Below are 14,660 nucleotides of genomic sequence, written 5' to 3'. Positions count from 1 at the left end.
ACACTTTCTGCTGCCCTAACCAGTATTCCAGCTCTTCACTATCCATATTTGGATTAAAAAAGTAAGGTTCTTCAATACGCTTTTCCATCATTCACCTCGTTAGCGAGTTAATAGGTTGCCAGCCGCAATAGGAGAGACTGAGGTTCTGGGGGTGATTGCGGTGGCGAATTGAGTTGACACTGCACATACCCTGCGTATACTGACGCTATACAATATACGGCGGTGCGCAATGATCAAAAGTTTTAAACATAAAGGATTAGAAAAATTCTTTAAAACAGGCTCTACAGCAGGCATTCAAACAAATCACGCTGTAAAACTGAATATTCAATTAACCGCGTTAAACACCGCTAAAAAACCTGATGACATGAACGCACCCGGCTGGAAATTACATCCATTAAAGGGGGCTGATTTAAAAGGCCACTGGGCTATTTCTGTCAACGGGAACTGGCGGCTGACATTTCGCTTTGAAGGCGAAGATGCCATTTTGGTTAATTATCAAGATTATCACTGAGGAATAATACTATGAATAAAATGTATAACCCCGCACATCCCGGAATTGTTTTGCGCGAATATTTAGGCGACATTTCTGTTACAGAAGCAGCAAAAGCACTGGGCGTAACCCGTGTGGCTTTATCCCGTATTTTAAATGGCAACACGGGTATATCAGCAGATATGGCACTTCGTTTAGAAGCGGCATTGGGAACCAGTGCCGAAATGTGGACGAATATGCAGTCCCAATATGAGTTGTGGCAGGCTTCCCAACAACAGCGCCCTGAAATCAGGCCGATATTCGTTCACCTGCAAGGTTAAGGGTTCGTAATTCCCTCGAATTCGGGGGAATTAAAATCCATCGAACTCATCGCACCATTCGAATTCATCTTTCATTAGTACCGATCCCGATTAATTCGAATTGTAAACCCTGCGTTGACTACGGGTAGATAGCAAAAAACCCCGCGAGTGCGAGGTTTGGATACTGGTATAGATTTGAGGTTATTTCCAGTTGAAACAAAAAGACAGTGTATTACCTACGTTTTGTTTCAGTAGGTCGCCTAGTAGTTTTGCACCATCAGATTGATAGCCGATATAATCTGTATCGTTAAAACTTAAGCCAAGATTATAAATTGAACCATTAACTATTACTTCAAGATTCTTATTCCCTAAGTCTGATAGGCCTAAGGTATCAAACGACAAAGCCACATCGGAAAAAGTACCGACAGGGTCTTCCAAAATCCCAAAATATGTCATTTTTCTAATACCTAGAGTGTTTTGAAGATTAGTCAGAGTACCAAAAGGGGAGTAACTTGTAGTCTTTTCCGTCGCACATCCCCAATATTGAAACCAACCGATACCACAGCTAGTCCCTATCTTAAGATCGAAAGACAGCATGCTATCGTCTGGACACATGACTTTCCAGTCACAAGCAACCAAATCTTCTTGAGTTGGATTCCAAGACGTGGTGTTTTCCGGTTTATGCTTTTCAATATAAGGATCGTTATCAGGTATGCCAGCAAGACGTATGTATTCAACAGGAAAATTCCAATTACTACGATACACTTTATTTCCTAAATACGCTTTAATAATAGCCCACGGAAAAGAGCTTTCTGGTGCAGCTATATCATTATCAATCTTAACCTTCGTTTTGTATTGGTCAGGATCAAACGGACATTGTTTATTATCCAGCTTATTAACATCAGACATCATTTCCTCACTTATTTATCGTTAAAGTTAAAGGTCATTTCATCCTACAGCTAAACCGCCAGTTGATATTACTTAAGGCAAATTTTTATCTCAATGGGATGCAGCCACACAACAGCTAATACGCACGAATATGTGGTGATGCATTATAAAATCCGCCTATTCGCTAAGAGAATCATCCGCTGGAGTGTAAATTTGAAATTTGCGGCTGATTCTGGGTATCTTTATTGAATACAGGGCAACAAAAAACCCCGCCGAAGCGAGGTAAAATGTCTGAAATAAATAAACCAGATGATAACGCTACATCACTGTTTCTCATCTGTCGAGAAAAGCCAATAAGCTACGTGACATAGCTATCACTCTTATCACAATATATCGACTTTTGTAATTACGCAACCTGATTGACGACTTTTTTTTGTACGCCTTTATCAAATTCCAAAATAACCCCGGAGACTGCCAAAACGCCTTCAATAAATCCCTCGGCCGCCTGTAATCTTTTGGCAACTTCGTTATGGGATATGCCTAATTTATTGCCCATCACCCTTAATGGCAGCGCCTTAATGTAGTGCATCACGATCAGTTGAAAATAATAAGCGTTGTGCTTCTTCAATCGCAAAACAGCCGCATCAATCGCTATCCCGTCATCATCACAACATTGTGCACGGCTCTTTCGGGTGCTGGCCGTCAACCCTTTGAATCCCGCCGCAATGGGTGACCAGTCAACATCACTATTCCCTTCGTTAGCCCATGCGCCCCATTGGCTGAGTATCATCCGCATATCACGCATTCGCACACTCCCCCACCAACATCCCCATGAAGCCACTCTCTTTCTGACAGTGTAAGTTAAGTAATTTTTTCATAATGCCTCTGCTGTACTGTCCTTTCGGTTTCCCGTTTGATGTTGTCTCAAAACCCCTGTTTGTTGTCTCATGTTGTCTCAATTTAAAAATAAAAATAATTACAATTCATATAGTTAATAAAAATGAGACAACCGAGACAACTGAGACAACAGGTTTAGCCCTCACATGAGAAATTATTCGTCGTCTGATTCAGGCACTAACACCATGATATAAGCCCGTTGCTGGATACCCCCTAAGTGCTTAAGGCGCGGTGTCTTTCCCTGAAAACTCCTTCCACTGGCAGGCTTCTTGAGAATGCTATTTTTCACTAACGTATCTGCGAACATATCCACGTTAAACCCTTTGGCGATCTCCTGTTTGAATGTGGCGGGCAGTGTATAGAAAATAATCGGCGCATCATCATGAATCCCTTTTTTCTCCCGGTAACCCGCTAAATCCCGTATCGGTAGATCCCTTTCATCATAAGGCAATGGCGCATAACGGCTCATACCATGAGCATTCAGAAATGAAATGGCCTGCTCGACAATCTGTTCCTGCTCTTTGTTCCCTGTCCCGAACTCAGCTACCCAGACATTAAAGATATATTGCAGGGCATCCCTGCACCCGCGTTCATCCCATCCGGTCACAACGCGCCCTAACAACATGGCAGCTTCCAGTACAGCAAAGCGATCACTGACCCGCTGCACCTGCTCGCCGTAGCTTTCAGGAATTAACTGGCTCCATCGAGCCTGTGCATCAACATAGGCTTGTCTGGCTTCTTTTTGATGTGAGGATAAATAATCAATCCACTTTCTTCCCGCTGCCCCGTAGTGTTCCCTGCACCCCTGTTTTAAAGCGTCAGCATGCGCCTTACCATTTCCCAGGCCGTGTAACTCCCTGGCTCGTTCCATCGGAATATTCAGTAACCTGACTAACTGCCCCGCGTTAACCTTAATACCGGCTTCGATTAGGAACGTGGGGATATCTTTCTCACCAGTACTGATAGCGACTGTTCGCCAGCTTGACATGGGTCGGTTGCCGCCTTCTTTTGCTCCCTGAATTTTGCCCTTACCGTTAAACAGCGTATAGGCTGACATATGGACGTGTTTCGGGTTCGCTCCCTGTCCGACTTCATCCAGCGATAACAGGCCATCGTTGTGAGCCAATGCTTCATTGGCAATCCCCAGCGCGGTTCCGTACCATGTCAGGCGCTGCTTATCTGGCTCACCGTATAAACTGGTGGCAATATCGGCGGTTGTCGTTTTGCCTGCGGTTGATTGGGCATACAGATGAATGCCGAAGCCATCAGCCCCGACAATGCCCACTAAAGGAGCCGCTAACGCGGTCGCAATACCCAGCATCATAAAGGGGTTATTGTTTGCCAGTATTGCTACATTCTCACGCCAGCTTTTCGGCGTTCCTGAGACGGTATAGGCATTTGCTGATGCACTTCCCCCGTTAAACAAGACCGGTTGCTGGGGTACGCCAATCACTGAGCCGTCCGGCATGATATAAGCCCCTTTATGCCAGCCCGATGTTGCTGTGATACTCCAGATTTTCTGGGTGTAACTTCGGATCAACCAGTCAGCCAGGGTTGCCCTGAGATGACTTTTAGTTGTCACCTGTACACCCCCCGCCTTGAGTATCCGCCAGCCTTCGCGCTCACCAATGTCGGCCGATGCAATTCCTTTAATGACCGGCTCTTTATGGCCTGTCGCTTTCCAGCGAACAATCAGGTATTGCTCATCACTATCATCAATGCCCGTTCCGATAACCTCAATCGGTGAACATAGCCACTGTTCCGATTTGACGATTTCGCCTGTTTCCTTGTCTAATTTCGGTGTGACATAAAAAACGCCCTCGGTGCGAACATCAACAAACGGTATCAGCGGATCGTGTTCTTTCTCACGGTATGCATCCAAATTAATCACCACGGACATATTCGCTCCCACCTGATACAACCCCTTACTAAACGCCTGCTTTGCTGCCTCAATGCCGTGACTCTGGCGATAATCGTCCCAATCAGCCTTATGTTCTGTCGGCGGTAATGTGATCCACCCGTCGGTAGCTTTGGCTGTCTTCTCTGCTGTAATCTTGCCGACGTTCTTCTTGGGTTTGCCCTTGTCGTCTAATTCACCCAATTCATGCCAATCATTGTCAGCCGCCAGAATGATTTTTGCTGTCGGCCACCGATCTCTCACCAGTCCGGCAACCGTCGATAAATTACCCTCATCCAGCGCAGCCAGCACCAAGCCCTCATGCAATTGGCTGACGGTTAAGGCCGTTGCATAGCCCTCAGCAATAATGATCGTGTCCGGCGTTCCGGTGATGGGCGATAAGGGGATAAAACTCCCCTTTTTCTTCGAGCCGGGCACAAAGCGCTTTTCACCACTCGGCTTAATGACCTGAGCACCGGTGATTGTGCTGTCCAGTGCCTGAGTGACCAGCACTAAAGAGCCATCTTTCAATAATCGCTGATCGGGGCATGGCAGCCCCTTTTTGGTCAGATAGTCGGATTGTCCGATAGTAGCCTGAGCCACCAGCTTGTTCACTTTCTCGGCTATCGGAGGAGCCTCCGATTTTGGAGCCTCCTTTCTGGCGGGCTTGGGTTCTGGTAAAGGAAGCAACAGCGCCTCAGAAACCATCTTTGCGGCCTCGGTGATCGTTATTCCTTTGGCCTTCATCAGTAAATCAAAGCCATCACCATGATGCGGGTTATCACACTGGCGACAATGCCAGTCACCGTTACCGTGGTCATCCATGAAGTGAAAGCGATCAGTACCGCCACAGATGGGGCAAGCGCCATGCTTACCCTTTGCTGGAACATCCACCCCACAGGCAGACAATAAACCTTGCCATTGCCCTTGCGCCGCTGCTTTCACCGAACGAATATCAATATGACTTACCATTTTGGGAATCCCTCGCGGTGATGGATTTCAAACTGGGCGTTTTGTTCCGTGTCGTTCAGCGCTTCGGCGATCCTCGGTAAATACATCAATGCTTCACCGATACGGCGTAAATCTTCCCTTGCCTGACGATTGTCATAGCTTTCGTTATCAACTGACCAGAACGCCATCTCCCCCATTGCAGACATGGCCGCCATCACGCTACTCAATGCCCCTTCGGAGTTTTTACGCAGATCTTTGAGTTCTTCGGTGCTCAGATCGTTAAAGCTGGTGCGTACCAAGTGGTTATAGATGTCAGACATGATCAGGCTCTCCCTGCGTAGGTGTATTCTTGAGTGAAACGGCTTAATGGCATGGTGCATGGGGTGTGATAACCATCACGGACAAAAGTCACGCGATTAAAGGCCACTGACAGCACTTGTACGGCTTCCCCGTTCTTGTGGGTGTAATAGTCATGAGGTTCGGGGTTACGCATGGTTCACCCCCTGAACAGTAGATATATCGCTACAGTTGAAAGGAGTGTCGATACCGATATCCCATGCTTGACGGGAAACAAATATCAGGGAAGAAATACCCGCCAGTAGACGGGCTTCACCTTCGTTGTCTGCCAGTACAGTAATCAGGCGTACAGGGTGAAGATCCACTAGCCGTTGAGTGCCCGATGCAATTAGGAATGTAAATTTAAGGCGAGTTTGGTTATGCTGTGGTGTATCCATAGCGTAAGACTCCTTTACGTTTTTGGTTAGACGCCTCGATAGTGTTGGTAGCACTTCGGGGCGTTGTTGTTTTACATCTGACACAAATGTGTTGTACACTGTCAGACACAAACAACATACACCCTGAGTATTACATATGTCAAACACAAATTTACCGAGAGGTAATAAACAAATTGCATTCAGAGTTGAGCCACAATTAGAACAAGCTATGAGGGAAGCGATGAAAATTGATGGTGATGAATCTATATCTGCATGGATAAAGAGAATTATCCGTAAAGAGTTGCAATCTCGCGGCATTGAACAATAACCAACCAAACCTCTTAAAGAGGGTAGCCTAACTGCCTCTCTTAAAAGGGTGTAGATAACTAATTGATTTATCTCATGATGGAAAGAGCCATCATCCCAAAGGGTAGCATTCGCCGTGCTATCCTTTTCTTTTTGTGACTGACTAAATGACAGTCGCAAAGTTTGTGCTCCACTAAGTGAGGCGCTCAAATTACAAGCAGACTGCATATTTGCAGCTTGATTAAATATCAATGAGTTAAGCAGCCACCCCGAAATTATCGGGGAGCCTCCCAAACTACGACCAAACGCCAATTTGACGGTCAGCGGGGAAATCAATGAGTTATTAAGGTGTCCGAAAATATTCGTATACCCATCAGCGAAATATTTCTCCGATTGGAACTGAGCGAAAAGTTTCGCTGAGTGACCAGCCAAAGTGAGGACTACGGTATTCTTCGAGGTCACTGAGTTAATGACCTCGGCAATAGGACTCCTTAATCCCAAGGAGCCACCAGACATAACGATCATCATTCTGCCTCTTCCAAAAGGTCAGGCTGGTATGTTCTCCAAAGCTCCCTTCCTTCTTTGTTTAAGCTGGCTAGCTCTCCCTTGCATGATTGGAGATCGCGCCCACGCTGAGACGCAATTGCTTTGTATTCGTTCTGTCGTCGTGTGAAGTCGTTCAGCGCAGCAAATGGCACACCGTAGGAACCTGTTTTGCGAATGGACGGAATCACATCACGAAATACCCAATTAGCGAACCGATAGGCGAATGTTCCTTGCTTGGTGGCCTTGCGGCTACGGGTGATTAGCTTATAAAACCCAGATTCAGAAATAACACCTCTATTAGGGTTTCCCTGAATACCGTAGGTTAAAGCTACGGTATCTTTTTCATCCAAATCGAGAGCTTTTAAAGCATCACGCGAGTTAACTATTCCCAGTGCGTCACAAACATCTTTTGCAATAAACCACGGTTCATTATTAATTTTAATTATCTGTACCTGTATGCCCTCAAATTTAATAAATGAGATATCCGCTGGATCAACTTTTAAAATATCCTTTTTTTTGTTTTCAGCGTGAGCAAGTCCCTGACCATTTAAGGCCATATTTTTAGATGTCATATTTTTACCCTGTCTTAATTAATTTGATTTTCGGCTATAGGGGTTATTTACGTTCTCTACTGTTGGCGGGTTACGTACCCAATGAAGCAGATCACTGAGCAACCAAGCACAGGAATTGCGGCCTAATGGCTTACGGGCAGGGAAGCGACCTTCATTTTCCAGTTTCCATGCTGACGTTCTGGAAATAGAGGTGATGTGCTGGCGTTCCTTTTCACGTACAAGACGATCATAAGGTTCGCCGTATTCGGAAAGGATAGAGCGGCGTTCTTCTGGCGTAGGAGTGTTGTATCGAATGGTCATGTTACCCTCACTGTTTAGTTGTTTTTGTGAGGGTATTTTCTACGTTTAAGATAAGGGTATCATCAGAAAAATAAAAAATAATTTTCCTATCTAATTAATCGTTGATATTTTTCTATAGAAAAATCACTCATTAAATTTTCTATAAATGGCTTTATGGTCTGAGCTATGTTAGTAGAGTCGTATTCTCCATGTAGAAAAACTAATTGAGCAATTTTCTTATTAGTAATTCTTTTGCCTATTATTTTATTCCAGCACATTAAATCAACAATGGGAACTATTTTATATTCTAATATTTTCCTTTTAACCACATCCCATGAACTTGAAGTTTGCACGTTTGGCTCTCTGGAACTGAAATTTAATTCTTTTCTCCACTCTGGTAATAATTTTCTGATATCTTCTAAATGACTTTTCAAAATGGTAGGAGTGTCAAAGAAACTCAGTCCCATTTTGGCGAATTTGGATTTCCCAGAAACAAAAAAGCAAAAAGAAGGACTGAGTTATGGTTATCCTACCACCTATTCCCCGCAACGAACGACGCCTGATGAAAAAAAGGGCGCAAAAAACGCCCGATAAAAAGTATGCCATCCGTATTCTATCCATTCTCATGATTCATCGAGGGAAGCCCGTTTTTCACGTCGCTGAAACACTTTGTGTCGCTCAGTCTTCTGTATGGCGTTGGATAAAATCTTTTAGAACATACGGTTGGTTAGGATTGCAAACTAAGCCCTCAGGCCGTCATCAACGATGGAATTTAACCTGTTTTTTACCTTTTCTCTTTTATTTATTGAAACTCTCTCCTCAGCAGTTCGGTTATGGGCGTTCTCGCTGGAGCCTTGAGCTTTTTGTGATACAACTCAACGAGTTGACTCATATAAAATTTTCAATCAGCACCCTTTATCGCTTTCTCTGCAAAAATCAGATCGTTTGGCGGCGAGCTGCACCCACATTACATGAAAAAGATCCTGAATATGAAGAGAAGATGAAGCAAATTAACCAGGCATTACTGGGCGCATCAAAAGAGCATCCCGTGTTTTATGAAGACGAAGTGGATATTCATTTCAATCCTAAAATAGGGTCAGACTGGTATCTTAAAAGCCAACAAAAACGGATCATCACACCGGGTAAAAACCAAAAATATTACTTTGCCGGATGTTTTGATAGCCAAACGCGGGAAATTTTTTACACGAGTTCTGATAGGAAAAACTCTTGTTTATTTATCAGTATGTTAGAAGAGTTAAAACGGTGTCACCGTCATGCAAAAACGTTGACCCTTATTTTGGATAATTACAGCATTCATAAAAGTCGGCGGGTCAAGACGTGGCTGGAGCAAAACCCAACAGTCAACTTGTTATTTCTTCCGGTTTATTCTCCTTGGCTGAATAAAATAGAGCGGCTATGGCAATCCTTGCATGAAACCGTCACACGGAACCCTTGTTGCCGATATATGTGGATGCTCATCAAAAGAGTTAAGTTTTTTTTAAATGCAGCTTCAAAAAATCAATGGAAAGGAATAGGAAATATGAAACTCTCATAATTATGAAAAGTCATTTAGTAAAATTTCATCTGGGCTATCCATATCTAAAGTAATCATCATCTCACTTGAATATGGATTGAGTTTATTTACTGAAGCTTTTTGTCCTCTCAGTGAGTGTTTTATATTTTTCTGATTTATATAGTTGTTAACTGGGTTCTCTAATTTTTTTATATCAATTAACTGTAGTGGGGTTACAATATCTGTTGAACTTAGTTGCATATCATTATATTTTTTGGTTTTCATTCTATTACGATGCCAAGTTGAACTAGATAGAGGCCTAATGACATTTGAAAATATTTCGGTATAATATTTTTCTGTAATATCTTTATGTTCATCCAGACAAAAATAGATTCCTTCACTTAGAGAGCCATAGGATAAATAATCCCGTCAACTATTAATTGATTTAATAGATCATTATCACCTATATTGTGGAATACACTGTATTTCTCAATATCAAACCATTTTGGCAAATCACTTTTTTTATTAATTCTCATTTCTGACTCGTTTTTAAAAGAACCACATTCTCATAATTACCCGCCAATACATCCAATCGCTCACACCACTTGTTTAAAGCGTCTAGCTTCTCTGGTAGGTATTGGCTCTTGTTGTATATAGCCATGATGCCCGGTAAAGCGTGGCCTAAAAGCTGTTCCACGACATGTGGTGCGATGCCCATATCATTTAGCTTAGTTGCTAAGGTGCGCCTTAAATCATGTAATGTCCATTTTTCAGTATGGCCTAATTTTTTCCATATTTTTATCCCATATCTCGCCACTGTTGCGCCGTCTTTTAATCCACCAAGTAAATAACCGCTTTTATGGTTTTGGTAGATAAGTTTTTCTAAAAATTCCTTCATATATGCTGGTATGGGGCGAATGATTTTACAACCAGACTTACTATGTTCCTTTGGAACAGTCCACAGCATGGAATTAAAATCCCACTCCGAATGTGTCGATAATATAGCCTCTTGAGTTCTACAGCCAAACACAATCAAGATTGTTAATAAGTTACTGTAATAAGGAGTGTGAGTATTTGTATTTATAGATCTCCATAATTGACCTAACTCATTATCGGTTAAAAACCTATCGATTTTATTTTGTACCTTGCCTACATCTGGAATGGTTAAATCATCCAAAGCATTACTAATAGCGAATTTTCTCACACGACAGAATTTTAAAGCTTGTTTGCATAATTGGAATATACTTCCAGCAGAAACAGGGGATTTTTTCTTTATATTATCAAAACATTGAAGCCAATAGCGCGTTTCACAGTCTGATAATGCCATGTTCCCAATATTGGGATAAATATATCTATTTAGTTGAGCTATATGCTTATCAATACTTACGCGGTTGTCTTTTCCATAGTTATCTATCCAATACTCGATAGCATCTTTTACAGTGACTGGTTTTAATGATTCCTGCATAGTTAAGCTAAACTGTAACTTTGGATCTTTACCAGAAGCCAACCAGTTACGGCATTTATCCCGCGTTTCACGGGCTTGCTTGAGAGGCATATCAGGATAGCGTCCAATGGTAAGGCGGTTTAGCTTCTTGCCATCAAGTCGGTATGTAAAGACCCAACTAATACCACCGACTTTAGATAATTTTGCACTTAAGCCTGCACCATCGGCAAAAAATTCGATAGCGTCCCTTTCTTTTCCGTGTAGATTTTTAAGTTTTTTGTCACTGAGTTTGTTGAGTTCGGCGGACATAGTCACCCAAGATCTTTATATAAATGTTTATACACAGTGTTGCGTAAAAGTGATAAAACGTCAAGAAACACTGGAACAATGTACAGTGTGATTTTTGATTTAATTAGTTGATTTTAAATGTTAATTTTTAAGATCACGAAAGCATATGAACGCGAAGTAATACAACGCCATATGATCTCGCTTTTATGAACCCCACCTTAGATTAAATCTAATTTAAGTTTTAGATAAAAATGAGAGGTTGCTGAAGCGAGACACTTCTCATTTTATTAATTTTCCTTCTGTTGTTGTTGTTCAATAGTCACTCGTTATTTTTCATGCATAACAAAAACTTAACATCGTTGTGTTCGATTTTTTGGAATTTACTTCTCTGAACCTTCTGCTTTTAATCTTAATTAACTTATTGATTTAACAATATGAATTCTGATTATCAAAAATAATGGAAACTGTTTTTGATTTATTTTTTTAATTGATTATTCTTAAGCAGATGAAGTATTTAAAAGTGAGAAGCGGGGAGATTATGCAACAGGCATTAGCAACAAAATTAACTTTTATTAAACCTTTTGGAGAGGCAGAAAATCAGGTGTTATCACCTGAATCCATTCGCTTTTTAGAGGATTTAATTATCGAATTTTCTGACAGACGTACAAAATTATTAGATGAACGTATACATTGGCAGGAAAAAATAGATAACGGTTTATTACCTAATTTTATTTCGGAAACAGCTTCCATTAGAGATGGCGATTGGAAAATTCAGGGAATACCCGATGATCTCAAAGATCGTCGGGTTGAAATTACGGGACCTGTAGAGCGCAAGATGGTTATCAATGCCTTAAATGCAAATGTAAAAGTATTTATGGCAGATTTTGAGGATTCATTAGCACCTGAATGGGATAAGGTCATCGATGGACAAATTAACTTACGGGATGCTGTCAATAGTACTATCTCATATACCAATGAGCAGGGTAAGCGTTATGAGTTGAAAGCAGATCCCGCAGTATTGATTGCTCGGGTTAGAGGGTTGCACCTGCCAGAAAAACACATTCTCTATAAGAACGAACCGATTTCTGGCGGGTTGTTTGATTTTGCTCTCTATTTCTACTTGAATCATAAGGAGTTACTGCAAAAAGGCAGCGGTCCTTATTTTTACCTACCCAAAATACAAAGCTACCATGAAGCACAATGGTGGAGTGATGTTTTCAGTTTTGCCGAATCACGTTTCAATTTGCCAATAGGTACGATTAAGGCAACGGTTTTGATTGAAACATTACCCGCCGTATTCCAGATGGATGAAATTCTGTATCACTTACGTCATCACATCGTTGGTCTCAATTGTGGGCGCTGGGATTATATTTTTAGTTATATCAAGACACTGAAAAATCATGCTGACCGCGTTTTGCCGGATCGTCAATCCGTTACGATGACACAACCTTTCCTGAGTGCCTACTCTCGCTTGCTGATTAAAACTTGTCATAAACGCGGTGCGTTTGCAATGGGAGGAATGTCGGCATTTATTCCTAGTAAAGATCCTGTGCAAAATCAGCAAGTTTTGCACAAAGTCAGAGCCGATAAAGAGTTGGAAGCCAATAACGGCCATGATGGTACATGGGTTGCGCATCCAGGGCTTGCGGATATTGTCATGGAGATCTTTGATGCAAAACTGGGAGAGCGTCAAAACCAATTAACAGTTTTGCGCGAAGGAGATGATGCGATTACGGCTGAACAATTGCTTGCGCCTTGTTTGGGAGAAAGAACAGAAGAGGGAATGCGTGCCAATATTCGTGTTGCAGTTCAGTACATAGAGGCCTGGATTTCGGGGAATGGATGTGTACCGATTTACGGTTTGATGGAAGATGCTGCTACGGCAGAGATTTCCCGAACGTCTATTTGGCAATGGATTCGCCATGAAAAATCACTCTCTAATGGTAAAAAAGTGACAAAAGAACTGTTCAGAGAAATGTTGAAAGAAGAATTAGCTGTTATTAGGCAGGAAGTCGGGGAGCCGCGCTTTAATCAAGGGCGATTTATGGAAGCTTCTGATTTGATGGAAAGAATTACCACTCAGGACAACTTAATTGATTTCCTAACATTACCTGGTTATCAGTTATTAGACTAGCTTAAAGACAATAATAGCAAACACATCCGTTTAATTAAGAATAGGAAGTAGAACATCATGACCATCTCCCGGAAACAACAAATCGCTCAACTGGAACAAGAATGGCAACAACCGCGTTGGAAAGATATCACTCGTCCATATAGTGCTGAAGATGTCGTTAAATTGCGTGGTTCTATCAATCCTGAATACACTTTAGCGCAGATAGGGGCGAAAAAGTTGTGGGAATTGCTGAATGGCAACTCGAAAAAAGGCTATGTGAACGCACTTGGAGCACTAACTGGCGGCCAGGCACTTCAGCAAGCGAAAGCAGGTATTGAGGCGGTTTATCTTTCCGGCTGGCAAGTGGCGGCAGATGCAAATACCGCAGCCAGTATGTATCCTGATCAATCACTGTATCCCGTTGATTCTGTTCCTAATGTCATCAAGCGTATCAATAATAGCTTCCGTCGTGCAGATCAGATCCAATGGTCAAATGGTATCGATCCAGATAGTCAAGAATATATTGATTATTTCCTGCCGATTGTCGCGGATGCGGAAGCCGGATTTGGTGGTGTACTCAACGCATTTGAATTGATGAAAGCGATGATCGAGGCTGGTGCTGCCGCAGTGCATTTTGAAGATCAACTGGCAGCAGTGAAAAAATGTGGACACATGGGCGGCAAAGTCTTGGTTCCGACGCAAGAGGCAATTCAGAAGCTGATAGCTGCACGGTTGGCGGCTGATGTATCCGGTGTCCCCACCTTGTTAATTGCGCGTACCGATGCAGATGCAGCAGACTTACTGACTTCAGATTGTGATCCCTATGACAACGCCTTCATTACTGGTAAGCGAACCTGTGAAGGTTTCTATTGTACACGTGCCGGCATTGAACAAGCGATTAGCCGTGGGTTGGCTTATGCTCCTTACGCCGATGTTGTCTGGTGCGAAACCTCTACACCGGATATTGAAACGGCTCGCAGTTTTGCTGAAGCCATCCATGCTAAATATCCTGGCAAATTGTTGGCCTATAACTGTTCACCTTCTTTCAACTGGAAAAAGAATCTGGATGATAAAACGATTGCCAGTTTTCAAGATCAGTTATCTGCTATGGGATATAAATTCCAGTTCATTACACTTGCGGGTATACATAGCATGTGGTTCAACATGTTTGATTTGGCCTACGATTATGCACGTGGTGAAGGAATGAAACATTATGTTGAAAAAGTTCAGGAACAAGAATTTGCTGCTCTTGAGCGTGGTTATACATTCTCCTCACATCAGCAGGAAGTGGGAACGGGATATTTTGATAAAGTAACCACGATTATTCAGGGAGAGAGTTCTTCTGTTACTGCATTAACCGGATCGACAGAAGAACAGCAATTCTAACTTCATTATATTGATGGAGATAATAGACGATTGGGGGAGTTCCACAAGGAACACCCCATTATGTGTCGGATAAAGGTG

The 14,660-nt window shown here is 42.4% G+C and carries 17 protein-coding genes; 6 read left to right on the top strand and 11 right to left on the bottom strand.

What is annotated here, in order from left to right:
• The first annotated feature begins 229 nt into the window (after positions 1-229).
• Together Xedl_RS16415 and Xedl_RS16410 are read left to right on the top strand one after the other, a co-directional pair.
• Complete coding sequence (locus Xedl_RS16415; RefSeq protein ID WP_074024858.1) at positions 230-511, top strand: type II toxin-antitoxin system RelE/ParE family toxin; 282 nt, start codon at positions 230-232, stop codon at positions 509-511.
• An 11-nt stretch (positions 512-522) separates the two neighbouring features.
• Positions 523-810 (top strand): HigA family addiction module antitoxin, encoded by a 288-nt coding sequence (locus Xedl_RS16410; protein WP_074024857.1) that lies wholly within the window; start codon positions 523-525, stop codon positions 808-810.
• Between the two features lie 180 nt (positions 811-990).
• Here the strand turns inward: Xedl_RS16410 and Xedl_RS16405 are convergent, their stop codons facing one another.
• From Xedl_RS16405 to Xedl_RS31675, 6 genes are all read right to left on the bottom strand, one after another.
• The gene (locus tag Xedl_RS16405) at positions 991-1,698 is read right to left on the bottom strand and encodes a Thoeris anti-defense Tad2 family protein (RefSeq protein WP_074024856.1); all 708 of its coding nucleotides are present in this window, start codon (positions 1,696-1,698) and stop codon (positions 991-993) included.
• Positions 1,699-2,083: 385 nt separating this feature from the next.
• Positions 2,084-2,482, bottom strand: coding sequence for an antiterminator Q family protein (locus tag Xedl_RS16400; protein WP_074024855.1), 399 nt, complete (start codon positions 2,480-2,482; stop codon positions 2,084-2,086).
• A gap of 246 nt (positions 2,483-2,728) precedes the next feature.
• Complete coding sequence (locus tag Xedl_RS16395) at positions 2,729-5,443, bottom strand: TOPRIM and DUF927 domain-containing protein (protein WP_074024854.1); 2,715 nt, start codon at positions 5,441-5,443, stop codon at positions 2,729-2,731.
• Positions 5,437-5,742, bottom strand: a complete 306-nt coding sequence (locus tag Xedl_RS16390; RefSeq protein ID WP_074024853.1) for a hypothetical protein — start codon at positions 5,740-5,742, stop codon at positions 5,437-5,439. Before Xedl_RS16390 ends, Xedl_RS16395 begins: the two co-directional genes overlap by 7 nt.
• A gap of 2 nt (positions 5,743-5,744) precedes the next feature.
• Entirely contained in the window at positions 5,745-5,915 is a 171-nt protein-coding gene (locus Xedl_RS16385; RefSeq protein WP_074024852.1) for a DUF4222 domain-containing protein, read from the bottom strand.
• A complete protein-coding gene (locus Xedl_RS31675) occupies positions 5,908-6,156 on the bottom strand; it encodes a hypothetical protein (RefSeq protein ID WP_074024851.1) in 249 nt (82 codons plus the stop codon). The genes Xedl_RS16385 and Xedl_RS31675 overlap by 8 nt, the downstream gene beginning before the upstream one ends.
• A gap of 136 nt (positions 6,157-6,292) precedes the next feature.
• Here Xedl_RS31675 and Xedl_RS29815 point away from each other — a divergent pair, with 136 nt between their 5' ends.
• On the top strand, positions 6,293-6,463 hold the full coding sequence (locus Xedl_RS29815) for a hypothetical protein (RefSeq protein ID WP_047680438.1): 171 nt from the start codon (positions 6,293-6,295) through the stop codon (positions 6,461-6,463).
• 502 nt (positions 6,464-6,965) lie between these two features.
• On the opposite strand, the gene Xedl_RS16375 is transcribed toward Xedl_RS29815, so the two are convergent.
• The 3 genes from Xedl_RS16375 to Xedl_RS16365 all read right to left on the bottom strand — a co-directional run bounded on the left by Xedl_RS16375 (position 6,966) and on the right by Xedl_RS16365 (position 8,305).
• On the bottom strand, positions 6,966-7,559 hold the full coding sequence (locus Xedl_RS16375; protein WP_074024850.1) for a BRO-N domain-containing protein: 594 nt from the start codon (positions 7,557-7,559) through the stop codon (positions 6,966-6,968).
• An 18-nt stretch (positions 7,560-7,577) separates the two neighbouring features.
• Positions 7,578-7,859: a helix-turn-helix transcriptional regulator gene (locus Xedl_RS16370; protein WP_074024849.1), complete on the bottom strand. Its 282-nt coding sequence runs from the start codon at positions 7,857-7,859 to the stop codon at positions 7,578-7,580.
• An 86-nt stretch (positions 7,860-7,945) separates the two neighbouring features.
• Entirely contained in the window at positions 7,946-8,305 is a 360-nt protein-coding gene (locus Xedl_RS16365; RefSeq protein ID WP_074024848.1) for a DUF6387 family protein, read from the bottom strand.
• Between the two features lie 53 nt (positions 8,306-8,358).
• On the opposite strand from Xedl_RS16365, the gene Xedl_RS16360 reads away from it, so the two are divergent.
• Entirely contained in the window at positions 8,359-9,393 is a 1,035-nt protein-coding gene (locus tag Xedl_RS16360) for an IS630 family transposase (protein WP_074024847.1), read from the top strand.
• Here the strand turns inward: Xedl_RS16360 and Xedl_RS16355 are convergent, their stop codons facing one another.
• Positions 9,394-9,636, bottom strand: a complete 243-nt coding sequence (locus Xedl_RS16355) for a hypothetical protein (RefSeq protein ID WP_074024846.1) — start codon at positions 9,634-9,636, stop codon at positions 9,394-9,396.
• Positions 9,637-9,883: 247 nt separating this feature from the next.
• Entirely contained in the window at positions 9,884-11,104 is a 1,221-nt protein-coding gene (locus Xedl_RS16350; RefSeq protein ID WP_074024845.1) for a tyrosine-type recombinase/integrase, read from the bottom strand.
• A 517-nt stretch (positions 11,105-11,621) separates the two neighbouring features.
• Here Xedl_RS16350 and aceB point away from each other — a divergent pair.
• The gene (gene aceB / locus Xedl_RS16345) at positions 11,622-13,217 is read left to right on the top strand and encodes a malate synthase A (protein ID WP_208605077.1); all 1,596 of its coding nucleotides are present in this window, start codon (positions 11,622-11,624) and stop codon (positions 13,215-13,217) included.
• A gap of 57 nt (positions 13,218-13,274) precedes the next feature.
• Entirely contained in the window at positions 13,275-14,582 is a 1,308-nt protein-coding gene (gene aceA, locus Xedl_RS16340) for an isocitrate lyase (RefSeq protein ID WP_074024844.1), read from the top strand.
• Positions 14,583-14,660 lie beyond the last annotated feature (78 nt).

The sequence above is a fragment of the Xenorhabdus eapokensis genome, assembly GCF_001908105.1.
Note: the sequence above shows the minus strand (reverse complement) of the source record. Positions and strands in the feature narration are given on the sequence as shown.